We start from the raw sequence: 22,421 nt of genomic DNA, 5'->3' as shown, positions 1-22,421 counted from the left end.
GAGCGGTCGGTCTCGGCGTCGGCCGCGGCAGGCGCCGACGCTGCGGTCCATGCCACGCCCGCCTCGTTCTGCCAGCTGCCGTCGGCGAACGCGATGCTGAGGCTGCCCGCGAGGTGCCCGGTGAAGAAGTAGCGGTAGGTGTCGCCGCCGATCCAGAGCCCGGCGACCACGACGAGCTCGACGCCGTCCGCAGTGATCGCGATCTCCGCATCCGCGTCGACGATCGAGGCCCGGTCGACGTCCTGGCCGCCGAACCCGCTGAAGGTGATGTCGACCCAGCCGCGCCCGTCGAGCGTGGGCACCTCGAGCACCGAGCCGGGCGTCGGGTCTGCGACGGATGCGCTGGGCGCGGTGAGCCTGAGGGTCTCGGTCTCGGTCGAGCTGAGTCGGCCGCCCAGGTCGGCGAAGCGGCCGGCGAGGATCGTGACCGTGTAGATGCCTGCGGTGAGCGCTGCGCTGAAGGAGTAGCGGTAGATGTCGCTCGTGCCGACTCGCACGGGGGCGCCGAGGGCGATGCGGTTGCCGGCTGCGTCACGCAGCTCGAGCTCGTCGCCGTCGATGGTGCTGTGGTCGATGCCGAAGCCGTCGGAGCCGCGGAAGCGGATCTCGAGGTAGCGCGGGCCGTTCACGACCTCGCGGCCGATGGTGGTGCCGCCGATCGTGGTGACGGTGCCGTCGCCCGCCGTGTGCACGACGTCGGCGTTCGCGCCCACGACCTGGAAGGACTGGATGAGCGTCGCGCCGGTCGGAGGTCCGCGCGCATCGCCGGAGTTGAGCACATCGAGCTTGAGCACGACGTCGACGCGGCCCGGTTGGAAGGTGCCGTCGAGCAGCAGGCGCCAGGTGAGGGCGCCGACCTTGGTGGCTCCGATGACCAGGACGCCCGCGGCGCCCGGGCCGGAGAGCGAGAACAGCGCTCGCACGGCCTCGTCGGAGAGGCCGCTGAGGTCGAGGCCCGACTGCGACAGGATCGTGACGTCGAGGGTCGACATCGTCCGGTCGGCCGGCGCGGACGGGAAGGCGACGTCGACGGGAGTGCCCGGCTGCGTGCCGGCGTCAGGCTGCGCACCGCTGTGGCCTGCGTAGTTCCAGCCGCCGGCTGCCGTCACCTCGACCACGTCGCCGACCAGGATCGGGGCGCTGAGCGTGAACCGCAGCCAGACGGTGTCGCCCTCCACCCGCAGCACCGCGGCGCCGTCGACCGTGATCGAGACCGTCTGCCCCCCGCGCGTGATCTCGAGCGTGATGACGCCGCTCGTGAAGGAGGAGGGGACGAACGAGAGCCCGGTCGGGGCGGTGAAGGCGAGGTCGAGGAAGGTGCGCGCCGGGGCGGTGAAGGCGTTGCCCCCGTCTGCGACCAGGCGGTCGACGCCCGCGACCTCGAGTAGCGGCATGAGGGCGCTCGCGAGCGTGATGGTGGCGGCGGTCGGCGTCGTCGCGAGGGCCTCCCGCAGGATGATGATCGGCACAACCCAGTCCCGGGCCGTAGCGCCCTGCGTGATCGCGCGGCTCGTGTCGACGAGCACGCGCCAGCCGGCGGCGCTGGCCGTGAACGTGAGGGACGCCAGGAACTCGGCCGATCGCATCCGCTCGACATCGATCGTGAAGCCCGTGGGCGCGGCCGGGAGTAGCATCGCGAAGGTCGCCGAGCGGAGGGTGTCGGTGACCCCGGAGATCGAGGCGGTCAGCGCCCCCGTCGCCTGCAGGGCGCGCCAGCTGCCCGCGATCGGGGTGAGCGTGACGTTGTAGCCGGCCTCGTACTGGCCGCTCAGCCAGTACCGGAAGCGCAGCTTGTCGGCGGGTGCACCCGAGAGTTGCAGCGGGGCGCGCGTGGCGTCGAGCACGATGCTGCCGATGCCGAGCCCCGAGAGCTCGAACTCGGCGGCGAGGTCGAGGATCGAGGCGAGGTCGAGCGTGACGCCTGCCGTGGTCGGGATGGTGAAGTCGACGTCGATGTACGCGGTGGGTGTCACGGTGAGTGTCTCGCCGGCCTGCGTGCCCCCGGTGACGGCGCCGCGGTAGCCGACCACGGTGCTGGCGAGGGTCGCGGTGAGTGGGTCGCTGCCGATCGTCGTGACGAGCACCGGGATGCGGAACTCGCCTGGGGTGCCGGTCGCCGAGACGCTCGCGGTCGCGTCGATCGCGATCACCCAGCCGGCGCCGCCGAACGTGAGGCCCGCGAGTCCGCCGAGGACCGAGGCGGGGTCGATCTCGAAGCCGGCCGGGATGGCGCCGCTGCCGCCGGAGGGGAGCTGGATGGCCACGTCGCCCAGGCCGGTCTGCTCGGGCGCGTCGGTGACGGTCACTGGACCGTTCAGGACGAACGCGTACGACCAGCTGCCCGGGATGAAGGAGAGCGTGACGTCGCTTGCGGGCGCGAAGCGCCCGGTCAGCCAGTAGCGGAAGGTGCTCGTGGTCGTGGTGCTGCCTACCTGCACCGGCGCGCGCGTGCCGTCGAGCTGCACGCTGCCGAGGCCCGGGCCGGCGAGCTGGAACTCGGGCGCCAGGTCGGTGATCGACGGCGCGTGGAGGGTGAAGCGCGTGGGCTTCGTGTAGATGACGTCGATCCAGCCGCGGCCGTTGATGACGTTGACGTCGACGGATGCGCCGGGGGTCGGATCGACGATGACCGCGGTGCTGCCGACCACGGTGAAGGAGAGGGTCGTCTGTGCGCTGTCCGCACCGGGCGTGGTGCCGGAGGCGGTCACCAGGTCGGCGTTGCGGATGGCGCCGGCGGCGAAGGTGACATCCCAGCGGCCCATGCCGAGGACGGCCGTGCCGATGTCGTAGCGGAAGCGCGTCACTCCCGCGATCCGGATCGCGGTCTCCCGCAGGTCGGCGCCGTCGGGCAGGTCGACGACCTTGACCACGTCGACACGCGTCGCTCCGACCATGTAGTACGCGCCCACGCCGTCGAACTCGAGCGCGTAGAAGTCGATGCCGATGGCACTCGTCACGCTCACCAGCGCGACCGCCGCACCGACGGTGCGGGTGCCGCCCCCGACCCGGACGACCGTCGGGCGCGTCGTGCCGTCGAGGATGGGGGCCAGGGCGAGGCTCGCGCCCGGCGCCGCGGTGAAGATCACGTCGACGTACTTGGTCGAGCCGACCGCGCCGTTCACGACCGCGACGTCGATCGTGCCGCCGTTCGAGCTCGGCCCGCCCAGCGCGATCGTGGGTGCGGTGCCCGTACCGACGGGGTTGAGGCCCTCCGGCACGTCGAACGCGACCTCCTGGCCGGTCGAGTTGCGGAAGCCCATCTTGAGCTTGCCGTAGATGGTGAGCAGCCTCACCTGGTCGGGGATGTCGGCGAGGAAGAGCACGACGACGTCACCGGTCGCGACCCTCGACAGGTCAGCGTAGAGGCGGCCGCTGATGGAGATGTTGTCGGCGGCGAAGTTGAGCTTGCCGGAGATGAGGATCTTGCCGTCGGTGGAGATCTTGATGATCACCTGGCCGTTGAAGACGGCCTGCGAGGTGTAGATCGAGTAGATCTTCGCCGAGCCGGTGATCACCATGGGCGCGGTGAAGGCGGCCTCGAAGCCGCTCATGCCGGGGTTCGCGGCGATCGCCGCGGCCTGCGCCGCCACCTGCTGCTGCAGCTGGGTGAGCCACTGGTCGGCGGGCAGCACGGTGGGCAGCTGGAAGGCGGAGCTGCGGAGCGCGAAGGGATCCTCGATCGAGGGCAGCGTCTTGAAGAACTCCACGCCGCCGACGAAGTCGTTGATGGTGAGGCCCGAGAAGGGCTCGAGCAGGATGCCGCCCGGCACGTTGACGCCCAGGGTGACCTGCAGCGGGCCGAGCTCGGAGAGTCCGAGCCTGATGCTGAAGCCCGCGAGGCCCGCGATCGAGATCTCACCGTAGAGCCCGGCGTAGAAGATGCGCTGGGCGACGGGCGTCGTGGTGTCGAAGGTGCCGATGATGGCGTTGGCGGCGTTCAGCTTCAGGATGCCGCCGACCAGGCCCGCGGCGACGGTGCCGCCGAACATCTGGCCGCGCACCGTGACGCCGATCGAGTCGATGGCGATGATGGGGAACTTGCCCTCGAGCAGCAGCGAGGGCTGGATGCGGATGCCCTGCACTGCGCCGCTGATCTCCAGGCCCGCGAGCCCCTTGATGCCAGTGACGCTCGCCGAGAGGATGAGCACGAAGTCCTCGGGGTGCTGCTCGATGTCGTCCCACTGGATGCCGATGGCGTCGATCCGCACGGGCAGGTACGAGGGCCACTTGAACGAGTCGCCGGTCGCGGAGCCGATCGAGAGGAAGACGCCGAAGCCGTCGAGCGCGTCGAACGATCCGTCGCCGAGGATCGCGAAGTTGCGCGCCTCGCCGGCGAGCACGAGCGAGCCGATCGTGACCTTCGCGCCGACGGCCTGGAACTGCACCATGGTTTGGGTGCCGGTCGCACCCGTGTCGAGCCGGAAGTCGCGCGCGGTGATGGTGACGAAGCTGCCGAGCCTGATCTCGAGGGTGTCCACGGTGAGCTGCAACGCCTTGACCCTGCCGAGGTCGAAGACGAGCGTGACGCGGAAGGCCTCGGTGTCGATCGTGCCGTCGGGCCGTCGGTCGTCGGCGGTGGTGCGGTCGCTGAGGGTCGCGCCGTAGGGCCTGCCGGGGAACAGCTTGGCCCCGCCGGTGGCGACGTAGATGGAGCCGGTGAAGGCGGCTTTCGCTGCTGCTCCCTCAGGGAAGCGCACCTCGAGCCCGGACACCCCGACGCGGATGTCGTCGAGCTCGAGGATGCCGCCGAAGGTGATCTTCTTGTCGGCCGCGGTCGCGGTGAGCGCGTTCGGGTCGGTCGGGGCCAGCCCGTAGGCCAACTCGGCGGTGCCGAGCCGGAAGCCGTCGCCGAAGATCGTCAAGCCCGGGATGACACCCGTCATCGGATCGTCGTTGTTCGCGGCGATGTTCGAGCCGAGCGAGGGGTTGTACGGCTGCAGCGAGCCGGTGATGCCGAAGCGGGGGAACTCGATCTTCGCGGAGTTGATCCGCATGAGTTCCTGGTCGGGCGTCGCAGCGGGGTCGACGGTGACGCGGATGCCGGTGGCGGTCAGGCGGACGACGTCGGGGATCTCCGCCACAAGCGACGCGATCTGGAGGCTCCACTTGCCGGTGAGGCGGATGTCGACGTCGCCGCCGAGGAGGCCGAACACGTCGACCGCGAGCTCGAAGGAGCCCTGGACGCCGATCAGGTCGACCGTGATGCCCGAGCTGGACTGCGACGCCGATGGGGTGCCGGCGGCCGTGCTGCCGAAGTCGAGCGAGGCCCGCTGCACGCCCACGATCACCGAGACGAGCACCTTGCCGTCCTTGAACCCGAAGCCGCCGAGGCCGACGTTGGGGCCCTGGAGCGTCAGCGGGCCGATCGACATCGGGCCGCCGCTGGTGCTCTCGCCGATCGTCCCGGCGGTGAGAGTGAGGGTGAGGGTCTGCGCCTCCATGGCCGCGTCCGGACCGCTGCGGACAGCGCCGTCCACCATGGCGATCGAGACGGTGCCGGGGCTGCTGAAGAGGCCGAGCGCGTTGGCCGGGTTCTTGTCCTTTAGGAAGAACCGGTACGTCGCGACGGTTCCGCCCGGGGCGCCCGAGATGCGCAACGGCGTGCCGCGCAGGCGCGGCGTGCTGCCGGAGGCCATCAGCACGTCGGCGATCGGCCCGCTGAGCGTGAAGGGAGCGACCTCGGCGGCCTCGAGGGCGGCGGTGTCGAGCGGCGCGATGACGCCGTCGAGGTTCGGCACCGAGGTGAAGGTGATGTCGATGTAGCCCTGCGCATTGAGCTGCGCCTGGCTCAGGCTCGGCGTCGTGAGCGACGCGACCGGGCCCGGCTGCACGTGCGTCGGCTGACCGATGACGGCCTTGAAGTAGTAGAACCGCTCCGTGTCGCCGAGCAGCAGCACGGTGCCGTCCAGCGTCCTGACCCCACCGGCGGTGAACTGGATCGAGACGATCGAGGTCGCCGTCAGGGTCCCCGTGAGCAGATACCGCCAGGTGTTGAGCTCGCCCGCGACGCGGGTCGGCGGGGAGGCCGCGAGCGCCAGGGTGCCGCCGCCCTGCACGGTGATCGTGAACTCGGCGCCTGGGTCGATGATCGAGGCGGTGTCGATCGCGCCGCCCGTCGAGCTGTAGACGACGTCGATCCACTGCGGCGACACGGTGACCGTCGCTCCGCGCAACGGCGAGGCGAGGTCTGCGGTGAGGATGGGCTCCGGCGCCGTGCCGCCCACGGCCACGGGAGCGTCCTCCGGTGCGAGCTGGAAGCCGGTGACCTTGAAGGTGCCGAGTTGGAAGCCGGTGGCCGGGGCGATCGAGAACGTCGCGAAGCCCGACAGACTGGCGATGTTGGTGTCGCCGCTGCGCACGAGCACCGTCGCGTTCCAGAGCGAGAGGTCGAGCACCCCGCCGGCGCTCTTGGAGACGCGCAGTGAGCCGGTCAGCCGCACGACCTCGCCCGCATCGATCACCACGTCGGTCGCGGTGAAGGAGAACTCCCCCGGTGCAGGGTCGATCCAGGGGGTCGTCTCGCCCGGCAGCTCCGGCAGGTTGAACGTGGTCGTCTCGGAGGTGTTGACCTGGAACGCGACATTGCCCGAGATGCCGAGCCCGTCGAGGCCCAGCAGTCCGATCGTGCCCTTGACGCGCATCGCCCAGCCGGTCGAGCCGGCCGGGGCGCTCATGAACTCGATGGATGCGTTGCGGATCAGCAGGCCCATGGCGTCGGGGTTGATCGCGCCGTTCAGCATCGACGGCCCGGAGCCGATGAAGATCTCGAGGCCACTGCCCGAGAAGCTGCCGTCGCTGCCGATCGTGAAGCTGCCCGCCCTGATCTCGAGCACGTCGCCGAAGCTGAAGTCGAGGTTCTGCACGACGACCGAGAACGACGCCGCGGTGAGGTCGAGCACGACGTCGTCACGGCCCTCGCCGACCTCGACCACCTGGTGCACGGCGACGCCGGTCGTGTTGAAGGCGAAGCCGACGCTCGCGCCGAGCTCGAAGCTGCCTGCTTCCGCATCGACGGTGCCGGTGAGCATGCCGGCGACGCCGCCCAGGGCCGTCGTCGTGGTGATCGTCGCCGAGGAATCGGTGTCCGCGCCCGCGGAGAAGATCACGAACACGCCGGATGCGTCGACGATGCCGGGGCTCCCGCTGCCGCCTTCGCCGACGGCCACCGACGCGCCGTCCACCACGATGCGGGTGATCTCCGCACCGAGCGGGCCGACGCGCTCGAAGACGATCGCCTCGACCACGATCTCGGTACTGCCAATGGTCAGCGTGACATCGGTCGCGGAGAACCGCAGGTAGGGGCCCTTCGGCAGCTGCAGGAGGCGCACGTTCGGCTGGATCGCCGCCCGGTTGCCGACGGTCGCCCATTCGACCACGAACGCACCGGCGCCACCCGTGACCGCCACGGCGCCGTCGCCCAGGATCCCGTTGAGGGCGTCTGCCACGTCGTCTGCCGTCGCGGTGGCGGCCAGCACCGCGCTGATCTCGCTCGCCTGCAGGATCCCGTCGAGGTTCGCGTCGATCGCGAGGCTGAATGCCGCGTCGGTGTCGCTGCGGGTGATGACCTGCTGCTCGGTGACGGTGGCCGTGCCCTGGCGCTGCGTCGTGACCGAGACGCCCGAGAACCGGAAGATCTCGGTGACCGCGACGCCCTGCCCGGCGACCTTCATGGTGTTGAGCTGCAGCGAGAGGGTGGCGGTGAACGTGAACGGTAGGCCGACCGGGCTGACCGTGCCCGTCACCGCGCCCGCGAAGCCCGTCGGCGAGATGATGAACGCACCGGAGCCGCCCACGAGCCGCAAACCGACGTCGTCGATGTGGGGGGCGCCGTGGGCCTCGACCACGTCGTTCGCCCCGTCGTCGCCGAGGAACATGCCGACATCGGCGAGCGCGATCCTGATGACCGATGCGCCGGTCGCCGTGCGCTGCTGCTCGATCAGCACGACGCCGCTGATGCGCTGCCCGACCAGGGTGAGCGTGGCCGGCACTCCCAGGCTGCCGAGCTGCACGCGCAGGGTCTGCTTCGGCACCGCGACCAGGGTGGGGATGCCGGCGAGCGTGACCGTGCGACTCACGTCGGTGGTCGTGGTGTTGAGCTCCAGGGTGATGGTGGCGTCGGTGAGCGAGAGCTTGTCGGCCGGAATGACGGCTTCGTTCAGCTCCAGGGTCACAGTCAGCTGCGCCACCAGCCCATCGCGCTGCACGATGATGTCGCCGGTGCCGACAGTGAGCCGCACGTACCACTGCGTGCCGTCGCCGAGCTCGAGCGTCACGTCGCGCAGCGAGATGGTGATGTCGCCGGTGGTCGCGTTCTTGGCGAAGCCGATGCTGCCCGTGAGCCGCTGGCCCATCACCTCGATGGTGACGTCGATGCCTGCCACGGCGAAGCCGGGCTCGATCGAGACGCCGTCGACCTCCCGTGCGGTTGGCATCGTGTTGAAGCGCACCTCGAGCGTGCCGGAGAGCGTCACGCCCGGCACCAGCAGCTCGACCGTGGCCGAGATGCGCCCGACGATGCCGCCGGGGCTGGCAGGGGTGGCGCCGACGGCCGGCACGGCAGCGACGATCTCGAAGGTGCCGGAGCCGTCGCTCACCACGACGACGTCGCGGTCAGGGGAGCCGATGCGCAGCGAGAGGTTGTCGAAGCGGATGCGCTGGGTGACGGAGTCGTCGCCGGTGCCGCGGGTCTGCACCCCTGCGGTCGTGATCCGCTCGTAGGAGAGGTCGGTGCTGAGCCGCTGCCCGCCGATCTCGATCGCGAAGTCGGTGACCGCGACGCGCAGGTATGGGCCGGCCGGCAGCGTGAGCGTGACCGTCTCGCCGCCGATGCGGAACTGCTCCGCGACGGCGACCGCGGTCAGGGCGCCCTCGGTGCCGCGGCGCAGGTCGCTGATCTCGACGGTCACGGTCGCCGAGGGGTTCGTGTCGAAGCCCAGCTTGATGGTGGCGGTGGCCGAGATCCGTGCAGCCATACCCTCGGCGGTGAGCACGATGAGCGCCGTGCCGTCCGTGATCGACAGGCCGATGTCGTCGGCGTCGGTCAGCGGATCGCCGGCCTCGCCGACGAACACTGTGACCCCGGTCGCGGCGATCTTGAGCACCCGCACGTCGTCGGTGGTGCCCATCCGCCCGTCTGCGCCGGCGGAGGTGGCCTGCTCGAACATGAAGGTGCCCGAGATCGACTGGCCCATCACCGTGGCACCGGCCGTCAGCTCCATCCTCACGAAGCTGCCCTCGGGCAGGTCGAGCACGAACGTGCCGGCACCGACCGTGAAGGTCTGCTCCGCCTTGGTCGGCATGGTGTTGATCTGCAGCGCGACGGTGAGGTCGTCGAAGACGATGATGTCCTCCGGCAAGCCTTCGAGCCTGATGGTGCCCTCGACGCTCACGGCCATGCCGGACGCGGTGAGCAGCAGCGCGCCGGAGCCTCCGGTCAGGCGCAGACCCACGTCGTCGCTGTCGCCCGCTCCCTTCGGGTCGCCGAGGAAGAGGCTGACGCCGGTCGCGGCGACCGTGACGACGCGCGCCGCGCCGATGCCCGACTGCTGGAAGACGAAGTTGCCGCTCAGCCGCTGCCCGGCGATGTCGAGCACGAGGTCGTCCGCGTCGATGGCGAGCAGCGATGCGGCGGTGTCGATCCGGATGCGCATGGTCGCCGAGGCGGTGACGCCCGGCACCGTCAGCGCGACCGTGCCGGAGAGGTCGCCCACCAGTCCTGCGTCGCCGATCTCGAGCGAGCCGGCGCCACCGGTGAGCGTGAGGATGTCGGTGCCGCCGCTGCCGATGCGCAGGCCGACGTTCGCCAGCACGATGGTGGTGGCCGTCGCCGACGACTCGATGGCGATGTCGCCTGTGAGCGACTGGCCGGCGATCGCGAGCGTGATCCCGGTGCCGCCGACGCGCACGTAGGTGCCGGCCTTCAGGTCGAGCGCGACCGTCGCACCGCCGACGGTGACCGACTCGAGCACGCGGCCGCCGGTCTGGTTCACCTGCAGCGAGAAGGAGCCGGCGAGGGTGACGCCGGTGGGCAGCAGCGAGGCCAGGTCGACGGTGCCCGCGAGCGACATGGCCATGCCGCCGGGCAGCAGCACGATCATGCCCTCGACGCCCTTGAGCAGCGCCGAGCCGTCGAGCGAGACCGTGCCGCCGGCGATGGCGATCACGGTGCGCGCGGCCCCGTCTGCGTTCGTGGCCTGCGTGAACGACACCGATGCGGTGAGGCCGAAGCCGCCGATGGCGAACTCCACGCCCTCGCCGGCGAGCCGCAGGTACGGGCCTGCCTCGAGGCGCGTGCCGTCGATGAGCTCGACGGCCTGGTCGGTGCGGTTGATCTCGAAGCGCAGCTCGGAGGCGCCGATCGTGACACCGCCGAAGCTGACGGAGCCGCCGAGGCCGAGCGAGCCGGCGAGGCCACTCGCGCCGATCTGCAGCGAGCCGCTGAGCGTGATCGGCCCGATCGGGGCGCCGAGGTCGAGGGTGGCGCCGACCGCGATGTCGACGATGCGCACGGTGCCGTCGACGTGCTGCCGGAGCTCGACGTGGCCGGCGGTGAGGAGGAGCCCGCCGATGTCGATGGTGATGCCGTCGCCGACGACGGCGATCGAGGGGCTGGCGACCGAGGTGTCGAAGTCCACCGTGAAGTCGCCGGTGATCGTGACGCCCGGCAGCGTGACGGCCACCCGGCCGCTGACCGCGCCCGTGATGCCGGCGGTGCCGAGCGTCAGGGAGCCGGTACCGCCGGTGAGCGCCACGTAGTCAGTGGTGCCGTCGCCGAACGCGGCCCGCGCGTTCGCGACCGTGATGGTCGTGACGTCGCCGGCCTGCGTGAAGGTGAAGTCGCCCGAGAGCCGCTGGCCCGCGATCTCGATCGCGACGGCGGTGCCCTCGACCTGCACGTAGCTGCCTGCCTCGAGCTGCAGCACCACCGTGGTGCCGTCGACCTCGATCGCGCGGTCGACGGCTGCGCCCGAGTTCATCGCCAGCGAGAAGGTGCCGCTGAAGCGCGCCTTATCGCCGGGTACGCGGATCTCGACGGTACCGCCGATGCGGCCGGCGATGCCGGTGTCGCTCAGCACCAGCACGGCACTGCCGTCGCGCAGGCGCACGCCGGCGGTCTCGCTGCCGAGCGTGAGGCTGAGCGCGCTGACGACGACGATCGCGGTGCTCGGCGCGACCGTGTCGGGCGGGGAGCCCGCGGGCAGCGCGGCCGCGACCTGCGCGAACACCACGACGCCGCTCAGCTGCTGGCCGTGCACCGTGAGCACGGCGGGCGCCGCGAGCGTGCCGACCTGCACCCGCACCGAGCTCGCGGGGATCGTGACGCCCTGCACGGTGCGCGTGGTGGTCGCGGAGTTCAGCTGCAGCTGGATGACGGCGGCGACGCCGCCGGGGCCGCCGATGCTGATGTCGGCGCCGGCGTTCAGCACGATGCTCGCGTCGAGCACCGCCGCGAGTCCCGTGGGCGTGAGCTGCAGCTCGCCGGAGGCGATCGTGGCGACCGCGACGCCGCCGCCGAGGCTGAGGGTGAGGGGTCTGCCCCCGTCGCGCGCCGCGCCGCCGAACCGCAGCACGAAGCCGCCGCTCACGACGGTCTCGAATGCCACGGTGCCGGTGAGCGACTGCCCGGCGACTCCGAGCGTGACATCGCCGATGACCAGGATGAACGGTGCGTCAGCAGTGCCCTCGGCGACCGTGACCGCGGCATCGCCCGAGCCGAGGGTGTGCTCGAGCAGCGACTCGTTGTAGAGGAAGGAGACGGCACCGCTGAGCGTCACGCCCGGGATGCCGACCAGCTCGACGCTGCCCGAGATCGCGATGACGCGGTCATGGTCGCCGAGGGAGCCCGAGATGCGGCCCGCGACGTCCGTCAGGTACAGGCCGACGGCGAAGGGGTTGCGCGCGCCTCCCGCGAGGAAGCCGGGGCCGCGGCCGACGAACACGGTCAGGTCGGCGACGGCGATGTCGCTGCCGGTGAAGGTGATGGAGCCGCTGGCCTCGACGAAGTCGCCGAACGTGAACGCACCGGCCGCCGTGACGGCGATGAACGCATCCGCCCCGACCCTCACCTCGGTGTCTGCGAACGTCAGCGGCACGTCGACCCCGCCGACCGTGATGGTCTCCGCGAGCGCGCCTGCCGTGCCGTTGTAGCGCACCGAGACGACCGCATCGGCGGTGAAGCCACCGCCGGGCGCGAAGGCGATCGAGCCCGAGAAGGCGCCGGCGATGCCGTCGGCGGTGACCAGGAAGGCGCCGACGCCGTCGGCGATGCCGATCGGGCTCGCCTCCCCCTGACGGGTGAGCGAGACGGAGACGCCGCTGAACGCGATCGTGGTGACCGAGTCGGTGGCGCCCTCGGGCGTCGTGCTGCTGAAGCGGAAGCTGCCGCTGAACGTCGGGCCGCCGGTGACGGCGAGCGTGCCGCCGGTGACGGTGACCTGCAGGTAGGGCCCGGCGGGCACGTCGATGCCCAGGTCGGTGCGGCGGACGGCTGCCCGCCCGGTGTTGACGGCGAGCTCGACGGTGCCGCCGACGATGATCCCGGGGACGGTGAAGACGCCGGCGGTGGAGCCGCGGAACGAGCCCGCGACGCCGGCTGCGGTGATGACGAGCGCGCCGCTCCAGGCGTGCTCGGTCGTGACCCGCACGAAGGTGCCGAGCTGCACGGTGAGGGCGGTGACGGCCAGCGCCACCTCGCCGTCGGGCGTGCTGGTGATGGCGAGCGAGCTCGCGCCCAGCGACTGACTGGAGATGGTGAGCGTCGCGTTCGCGACCGTGACCCGCATGCCGGGCTGCACGGTGACAGCCGGCGAGCCGACGGCGACCGTGGCTGCACCGGAGTTGACCTGCACGGTGACGTCGCCGCCGATCGCGATGCCGGGGACGGCGACCGCGAGCGACGCGGCGAGCGAGGCGGCGGCCCCCGCATCGGTGATGCGCAGCGCGCCGCTGACACCGGTGGCACGCACGAGCGGGGCGGTCGGCGACCCGAGCGCGAGCACGCCGTTCGCGATGGTCACGGTGAGCGCGGCCGCCTCGCGCACGACGGCGATGTCGGCCTGCAGGATCTGCCCGGCGACGGTCAGCCGCACGCCGGTGCCCGCGATGCGCAGGTAGCCGCCGACGCCGCCTGCCGGCAGGTCGATCTCGACGGTCTGGTCGCCGACGCGCAGCGCCTCCTGCACGTGCGCCGTCGTGGTGTTCAGCTCGACCTGCAGCGCGCCGGCGAGGCTGGCCCCCGGCACGCCGGTCAGGGCGACGGTGCCGCTGATGCGCCCGGCGAGGCCGGCCGCGGTGAGCACGAGCAGCGCCTCGCCGCCGGTGAGCGCGAGCCGCGCGCCGCGCGCGGTGAGGACGACGGATGCGTTCGCGAGCGCGATGCGGGTGACGGTCGTGTCGTCGATGCCCCCGGCGACGCCGTCCGCGCCGTAGGAGGTCGTGCGGTCGACGGCGACGTCGGCGCGCAGCTGCTGGCCGAGCACCGTGAGGGTGACTGCCGTGCCCGCGAGGCGCACGAACTGCCCCGCGGGCAGGTCGATGGCGACGGTGCCCCCGCCGAGCTGCAGCGACTGGGCGACCGCGGCGCCCGTGCTGTTGACCTCGAGCCGCAGGTCGCCGGTGAGCGCGAAGGGGGCGCCGCCTGCGACGGTGAAGCCGACGGCGAGCGTGCCGGCGACGCCGCCGGGGGTGAGGACGAGCAGCCCGGTGCCGCCGGTGGCGGTGAGCGGTCCGAGCTCCAGCGATGCGTCGGCGATGCCGATGCGGACGAGCGCGCCGGTGGGCGTCGGCACCCGCTCGAACGCGAGGTCTGCCTGGATCGACTGGCCGAGCACCGCGATGCTGAGGCCCTCGCCGCCGATGCGCAGCGCGCCCGGCGCCAGCGCGTCGCTCCAGCCGGTGACGACGACGGCGGCTGCCGTGGTGTTGACGCCGATCGAGAGTGCGCCGGTGACGGCGATGCCCGCGACCCCGAACGCGGCTGCGACCGCAATGGAGCCGGAGAGGCCGGTCGTGCCGACATTCAGGGTCGACACGGCACTGGCGCCCTCGACGGGCTGGGTGAAGGTGACGAGCGGGCCGGCGCCGCCGAGCGCGAGGCGGGCGTTGCGGAGCCTGATTGAGAGGCTGCCGGCGGTGTCGACCAGCTCGAGGTCGGTGGTGAGCGCCTGCCCGGCGATCGTGAGGGTGACGGCGGTGCCGGTGAGACGGAAGTACCCGTCGGCGCCGCCTGCCGGCAGCGCGAGCGCGATGGTCTCGCCGCCGGCGCGGAACGTGGTGTCGACGGTGCCGACCGCGGTCGAGAGCTCGACGACCAGGGTGCCCGCGAGGCTCGCGCCCGGCACGTCGAGCGCGACCGTGCCGGTGATGCGGCCGGCGACGGCGCTCGTCGTGCCGCTGGAGTCGAGCAGCAGCAGCGCCGTGCCGTCGGTGAGCGTCGCGCGCCCGCCCGCGAGGCTCAGGCGCACGTCGGTGGCGGCGATGCGCAGCAGCGTCTTCGTCGCGTCGACGGCGCCGGCAGCGGTCAGTGCGGTCACGCGCTCGATCGCGAGGTCGGCGCGCAGCGTCTGCCCGAGCACCTCGACGGTCGCATCGGCGGCGTCGAAGCGCAGGCGGGGACCTGCCTGCACGTCAAGCAGGTGCGTGACGGTGCCGACCAGCACGGAGGCCTGCACCCGTGCCGTCGTCGTGTTGATCGCGAGGCTGAGGTCGCCGGTGACCTCCACGTCGCCCAGCTGTGCGGAGATCGTGCCACTGATGCGACCGGCGACACCGCTGGCGGTGAGCACGAGGATGCCGGCGCCGCCGGTCAGCCGGACGCCGAGATCATCAGTGAGGTCGGCAGCGGTGCCCTGGTCGTCGCCGAGGAAGAGTGCCGCGCCGGCGATGCCGATCACCGTGGTGGCGACGCCCGCGGCGGTGGTGCGCTCGACGATGACGTCGGCGCCGAAGCTCTGGCCGAGCACAGTGACCGTCGCGCCGGAGATGGCGACCCGCAGGAACGGTCCGGCGGGCAGCGACACGGCGGCGACGGCGGAGGCCGACGAGTTGAGCTGCAGCGACGCGACTGCGCCCGTGATGCCGAGCGCGGCGACGGTGACGATGGCCGTGAGCTGCCCGGCGACGCCCTGGTCGCCCAGCACGAGCGTGCCGGCGACCGCCGTCACCTGCACGCCGGCGCCCAGGTCGACCGCGCCGTCGGCGACGGCGACCGCGAGGCCGGTGCTGCTGCGCGAGAAGGTCAGGTCGCCGTCGAGCGAGCGGCCGGCGAGCCCCAGCGTCGCGTCGCTGACGGCGATTTCCTTCACGGTGGCGGCATCAGCGAAGGAGACGAGCACGCCGGGCGCCGTGCTGCCCTCGATGGTGATCGTCTTCGTCAGCGCCATGCCGGTGGTGTTGACGCGCGCGCTCGCCGTGCCCTGCAGCGTCACGCCCGCGACGCCGATGATGCTGACGGTGCCGGTAGCGACGAGCGCGTGGCCGGTGCCGACGGCGATCAGGCCGATGGTGGCGTCGGTGAGCAGCACGCCCATGGCGAGCGGATTGCGCGCGCCGGATTCGAGGAAGGCCGGGCCGCGGCCGAGGAAGATCGTGAGGCCCGTGCCCGCGACCGAGCGCGCGGGAACGCCGCCGACGACGGTGTCGGTGAAGGCAAGATCGCCCTCAATCGTCAGGAAGTCGCCGATCGTGACGCTGAGCCCCGAGACGGAGAGCGCCAGCACCGGGCTCGCGGCCAGCAGTAGCGGGATGGTCGTACCGCCCAGGCTGACGCTCGTGTCGATCGCGACGCCGGTGGTGTTGACCTGCAGCAGCACGGTGCCCGAGGCGCTCGCGCCGCTGCCGTCCACCGTCGCCGACCCGCTGAAGACGCCCGCGAGGCCGCCGGCGCGCAGCAGCAGCACCCCCGTGCCGTCGTTGAGGTCGGCGTCGCCCGAGGCGGCGTCGAGCCTGCCCTCGACCCCGGTCATCGCGACCACGGTCTCGCTGCCCCAGCGCGAGATGGAGGCCGCGCCGCTGATGCTGCCGCCACCGGCGGCGATCTCGAGCGCAGCGACCTCGACCCGCAGGTACGGGCCGGCGGGCAGCACGGTGCCCGTGCCGAGGTCGAAGGCGGATGCGGTGGTGTTCACGGCCACGTCGGCGGTCGTCGTGAGTGAGATGCTGGGCACCGCGATGCTCGCCGAGATGCTGCCGGCGACCCCGGTCGGCGCGATGGCGAGCGAGCCGGTGATGCCGGTGACGGTCGCGACCCCGCCGAGCGCCAGGCTGGCGCCGGTGATGGCGATCCGGTGGCTCGCGACCCCGCCGACGACGGTGCGCGTCAGCCACACGCCGCCGGTGATCTCGACCCCGGCGACGGCCAGCGTCAGGCTGTCGGAGCCGACCCGCACGGTGCCGGGCTGGATGCCCGACTGCAGGGACGCATCCGTGTTGAGCTGCACCGAGACGGTGCCGCTCACGAGCGCGACGCCCGGCAGCGAGAGCGCGAGCGCGCCGACGGCGCTGCCCCAGATGCCGGTCGCGCCCGCGGTGAGCGTGAGGCTGAGGCCGGTGAGGCTCGCGATGCCGCCACCGAAGGCGAGCGCGCCGCCGGTGACGGCGACCATGACGACGGATCCGCTCTGCGTGAACCGCACGGAACCCGTGATCCGCTGGCCCGCGACCGTGAGCTGCACGTCGGTGCCCACGAGGCGCAGCACGGCGCTCGCGCTCAGCACGAGCGGCACGTCGACGCCGCCGACGCGGATGGTCGTGTCGACGGGGGCGCCGATGGTGTTGGCCTCGACCGCGAGCGTGCCGGTGAGGCTGACGCCCGGCAGGCCGATCGCGACCGTGCCGCTCAGCGAGGCGGCGACGCCTGTGGCGGTCACCAGCATGACGCCGGTCGCGCCGGTGACGGCGATCACCGGGGTGGTGCCGGCCAGCATCGTGAGGCTGCCGTTCGTGATGGCGGCCCGCAGGACGGTGGCGCCCGCCGCGTCGACGCCGCGCTCGAAGGCGGCGTCGAAGGCGACCGACCGACCGCCGATCGTGAGGGTGGCGCCGACCGCCTGGACGCGCAGGACAGGGCCGGCGGGCACGTCGCCGACGGCGGCGGCGCCGGTGTTGACGAGCAGGGTCGCCGAACTGATCGCGAGCCCGGGCAGCGCGGTCGAGACGGTGGCGGTGAGCCTGCCCGCGAGCCCGCCCGCGGTGAGCGTCAGCGTGCCGGCCAGGGCGCTCAGCGCGATCAGCTCGGTGGTGCCGCTCGTGATCGCGAGCGCGCCGCCGGTCACCGCGACGCTCGTGCGGGTCACGCCGTCGGCGGTGCTGCGCGCGAGGCTCAGCGTCGCGAACGCGATCGTCTGGCCGGCGAGCGACAGGTCGACGGCGGTGCCCTCGAACCGCAGGTGCTCGGCGGCGGATGCGGTGCTCAGCTCGAGCGAGAGGGTCTCGTCGAGTGCGAGGCCGGGCACCGCGATCACGAGCCTGCCGGTGATGCTCGCCGACAGCGCGCCGGTCGTGGCGTCGAGGTCGAAGGTGCCGGTGGCGGCCGTGAAGCGGGCGAGCGGCGCGGCCCCGCCCAGCGCGAGCACGAGGTTCGTGGCCGCGAGGTCGTAGCCGGCGGCGCCACGTGTGAGCACCAGGTCGGCGGTGAGCTGCTGGCCGAGCGCCGTCAGCGTCACGCCCAGGCCGGCGACCTCGAGGAACGCGCCGTCGGCGACGGCCACCTCGTCGGCGGCGAAGGCGATCGATGCCTGGCCCGAGCCGTCGGCGAGCGCCACCGACTCCGACAGCGGCCCCTCGAAGCCGTTGACGCGGGCGTGCACGATGCCGCCGAGGCTGACTCCGTGCCATCCCGCCAGGGTGACCGTGCCGGTCGCGTCGAGCGCGGCGCGGGTGCCGTGCTCGACGCTCGACTCGATGACGAGGGCGAGCACGGCATCCGTCACCCCGATCCCGTCGGCGAGCTCGAGGTCGAGGTCGCGGGCGGCGAGCGCGACGCGCACGGTGCCGGTAGCGGTGTCGAGCGCGAGCGTCCCGCCGAGGGTCGCGTCGACCAGCCCGGTGGCGACGACCGTCGCGGCGATCGTGCCGCTGATGCCGGCGGGGTCGATCACGAGCGAGCCGGCGCCCTCGGAGACCACGACCGTCTGGCCATCGCCGGAGAGCGTGGCGCGCAGCCCGGTGATCGCGATCGAGGTGACGCCGGCGGTGCGCGTGATCCTGGCGGTCGCGGTCACCTGCTGCCCGGCGACCGTGACGGCGAGGGTGCCGTGGAGCACGAGGCCGGTGGTGCCGTCGTAGGCGAGGCGCGCATCCGTCAGCGTCACGCCGCCGATGCCGGCGCTGAAAGCGGGCGTGGCGCCCGTGAGCGAGAGGTCGACGTCGCCGGTGTCGGCGCGCGAGGTGAGGGCGAGCGTGCCGCCGCCGAGGGTGATCTCGGAGCCGTCTGCGAGCACCGGGCCGATCATGGCGTTGACGCCGGTCGCCCGCAGCGTCACGTCGGCGCCGGCCTGCGTCAGGATCGCGGACGCGAAGCTGAGCGTGGCGACGCTGGTGCCGCCGATGGCGATCGCGACGGTGATGGGGGTGGCGGGCGCGACCCCTTCGAGGCTGATCGTGAGGGTGCCGCCGTCGAGGCCCGCGGCGCTCGAGAGCGTGTACTCGGCGGAGAGCCGCGCGCTCGCCGTGATCGAGAGGCTGCCGACGGTGAGCGCGATCGCGAGCGTGCCGGTGAGCGTCGCGGTGCCCGTGTAGGGCGCGGCGGCCGACAGCGAGCCGATCGTGAGCTGCAGGCCGGTGAGCCGCAACGCCTCGCCCAGGCTGTGGTCGCCGAGCGCCTGCGTGTACGAGAGGCCCTCGACGTAGGCCTGCAGCTGGGCGACGATCAGGCCGACGAGCCCGTCAAGCGGCGAGCCGGCGACGTACTCCGAGAAGTGCGGCAGCTGCGCCGTGAGTGCACCGCTCGCGTCGACCGCGGTGGCCATCGCCTGCAGCGAGCCGTCGGGTGCGACGTACCAGATGCGGTCGCCGCCGACGGTGCCCCGCACGGCGAGGGTGAGCTGCGGGTCGATCAGGAAGGTCGTGATCTCCTCGCCCGTGCGGGCGTCGAAGGCGCGCAGGTCGTAGACGGCCGAGCGGGTCGCGAGGCCTCGCACGACGGCGTCGCGGGCGGTGATGACGACCCAGGCATCGGCGGGCAGCGCGCCGGGCGCGAAGGCGAGGCTGGCGCCGCGGAGGGCGACGGCGCCACCGGCGGCTGCGACGATGAGCGCTGCGCCTGCAGGCGGCGTGATCGCCGGCGTCTGCGGGGGGCTCGTGATGGTCGTCGTGGCGGTGGGGTCGAGCAGGGTGATCGGTGCGGTCTGACGGACGAGGGCGGATGCGGATCCATCGCCGGCCGGAGGGCCTCTGCCCGCCTGGATGGTGACGTCGTCACCGGCGAAGACGGGGCTGTTGACCTCGACGACCGAGCTGTGGCCGCCGACCGTGATGCGCGTCGACTGGTCGGGGGCGAGGTCGACGCCGCCGGATCCGGTGGTGCTCGACCCGCTGGAGACGGCCGTCAGGTCGAGGATGCCGTCGACGCCCAGCCGGCCGGCGGCGACCGCGATCGACGCGGTGGCGGCGGCGAGCACGACGGCGGCGGCGACCGCGCGCATCGGCGCGACGCCGGCGAGCGCGACCTGGACGACGGCGGAGGGACCGGCGACGCCGCCGAGCGCGGCGAGCAGGGCGGTGGATGCCGCCGCGAGCACCGGAAGCGCGACCGCGACCGGTGCCACGGTCGAGGAGGAGACGGAGCGCGAGTCGGCGCGGATGGCTGCGGCGCCCGCGACGGTCGCCGCCCGCGCGATCGAGGCGGTCGCCTCGTGCGTGCCGAGCACCAGTGCCGCGCCGGTGCCGGTGGCGTGCGCCTCGGCGTCCTGCTCTGCGGTGATCTCGAGCCCGCCCGCGAGCTCGAGCGGCGCGCCCGGCTCGGCGGCGGCCGCGGTGGCGGCGGTCGACGACAGCAGCGCCCAGCCAGCCGCGCCGTCGGCCGTCGCCCGGTGCAGGGTCGTCGCGCGCAGCGTCAGGTCCGTCGCGCCGGCGAGGCCTGCGCCCGTCGCCAGGGTGCTCGCGGTGCTGTCGCGCACGATCAGCGCGGACACGCCGCGCTCCGCGCCCGTGGCGCTCGCGCCGGCGTCGAGCTCGGAGGAGGCCAGCACCGACACGGCTGCGTCGGCGACCGTGACGCGGGCGTCGCGCGCGATGCCCGCCAGTGTGTCGAGGTGCGCGCGGGCCACGGCGACCGAGGCGGCTGCCGGGTCGGTGCGCTGCGCCAGCCCGGCGAGTCCGCCGGTGGTCGCGACGGCCCCGGTGGCACCGGCTGCGATCGCTCGCAGCACGGTGCTGCCGTCGGCGACCAGCACGAGGCCGTCGGCGTCGATCGTCTGCTCGCCCTCGATGGTCGCGTGCGTCAGGCGGGCGAGATCGGCCTCGGCGACAGCAGCGCCGCGTGCCTCGGCGTTCGCGATGTTGTGCGCCTCGATGCTCACCGTGCCGGTGCTCCGGATCGTCGAGGTGCCGCCGACCAGCGAGACGGCGGTCGAGGAGCCGCGCACGACAGCGGTGGCCGCGTCGGCGCGCAGGGCGGCGGTCGAGCTGCTGCGGAGCGTCACATCGCCCGAGGCGACCATGATGGCGTCGACCACGACGACCGACGCCGACGACGTGCCCTGCGCGCTCGCAGTGCGCGACGCATCCGCCGTCAATGCGATCTCGGCGCCGGCGAGCGTCGCGCCCGAGACCGACACCGAGGCGACGGCGTCGCGGGCGGTCTGGTCGTCGCGGGCGGCGAGCACGATCGCCCCATCGCCGGTCTCGCCGCGGGTATCGACGACCGTGCCCTCGGCGACGGTGATGCGGTTCGCGAGCACCGCGAGCGAGGCACCGGGCAGCGCGAACGAGCCGTCGAGCGCGATATCGCCGGTCGACTCGATGAGCGCCGAGATGCGCGGGGCGAGGAACGACAGGCTGGCGAAGCTCCACACCAGGCGCAAGCGGTCGGACGTGCCGACGAGCTGTGCCGAGTCGGCGATGCCGGTCACGTGCAGCGTGCCGGCAGCACCCTCGATGTCGATCGCGACACCGCCGACGCCGGCGAGGTCGACGGTGAGGGATGCGGCTCCGACGGTGCCGCGGAGCACGACGGCGGAGATGCTCTCGACGGTGGTGGCCAGCTCGCCGCCGTCGGACGTCGTGAACACGATGCGGCCGCCCAGCAGCCGGAGGGTGCCGGTGGCCGCGTCAGCCGGGGTGAGCGTGAGGGTGGCGGTGGCGCCGTCGGTCGACCAGCCGCTCGCGCCGGGCTCGGCCGGGGCCACCAGCGCGGCAGCCGACTCGGCAGGCGCCCCGGTAGCAGGCTCGTCGGCCGCAGGCGCCGCGACGGCGACGTCGGCTGCGGGCGCCGCCGCCGCGAGCTCGTCCGCTGCAGGTTCCTCAGCCGGCGGCAGCTCGGCCGCGGGCTGCTCGGCGGCGGGCTCGACCGCGGGCGCCGGCAGCACGCCGGCGTCCACGCTCCAGGCCTGGCCGGCGGCGAGCGTCTCGCCCATCACGCCCGCGCCGTGCACGGCGCCGAGCGCATGGCCGACCTCGTGGCGCACGGCGGTGGCGAGATCCATGCGCGACCAGCCCCAGCCCGCGGCGTCGTCGTCGATGGCGATGCTGCGACCGCTGGCGCTGCCGAGGGTGGGGCCGTCGAACGCGGCGATCGACGCGGTGATACCGGCGACATCCGCACCGGCGGCGGCCCATTCGCCGAGCACCTGCGCGAGCACCGCCTGGAGCATGCCGTGCTCGAGCAGCGCGTCGACGGGGTCGGCGGGCAGGCTGGCCGCGGTCAGCAGCTCGTCGTCGTCCAGGTCATCCGGGACGACCACGTCGACGCCGTCGCCGGACACCTCCGCGCCCTCGCCCATGGGGCATGACACCGAGGCCGGCTGCCCGTTCTGGCCGCCGACGGTCGTGCACTGACTGGTCGAGAGCGCTTCGGCAAGCGCCCTGAGCGCCGCCTGCAGCTGTGCGTCCGCGTCCTCCTGCGCCTGCTGGGCCTGCTGCTGCGCCTGCCGCACCTCGACCGCGCGCTGCTGCTGGACGACCTGCTGGGACTGCGCCCGCTGCACGATTGCCTGCTGCTCGACGGCCGCCTGCGCCTGCTGCTGCTGGGCCGCGAAGAGCGCGTCGAGCTGCGCACGCGCCTCGTCACGCGGGAGCGTCTCGACGACGACCGTCTCTGCGTCCCGCAGCCGGATGGCGTCCGGCACCGACGGTTCCGGCGCGGCCTGCGCGGCGGCGAACTGCTTCGGTGCGGCCAGCTCGGGTGCGGCCTGCGCGGGTGCGGTGACCAGCGAAACGATCAGCGTCGTCGTCACCAGCAGCGATGTCGCACCGAGACGACGCAT

At 73.0% G+C, this 22,421-nt stretch carries 1 protein-coding gene (only partly in view); it reads right to left on the bottom strand.

Annotated features, from left to right (window positions below; genetic code table 11):
• Nucleotides 1–22,421, bottom strand: the 5' portion of a protein-coding gene (locus J1M46_RS13335; RefSeq protein WP_206448239.1) for a hypothetical protein. Its footprint begins 14,257 nt before the window's first position; the window shows 22,421 of its 36,678 coding nt (coding positions 1–22,421); its start codon is at nt 22,419–22,421; its stop codon lies off the left edge, out of view.

Origin of the sequence: Agrococcus sp. KRD186, assembly GCF_017168255.1 — a bacterium.
Classification (GTDB): domain Bacteria; phylum Actinomycetota; class Actinomycetes; order Actinomycetales; family Microbacteriaceae; genus Agrococcus.
Note: the sequence above shows the minus strand (reverse complement) of the source record. Positions and strands in the feature narration are given on the sequence as shown.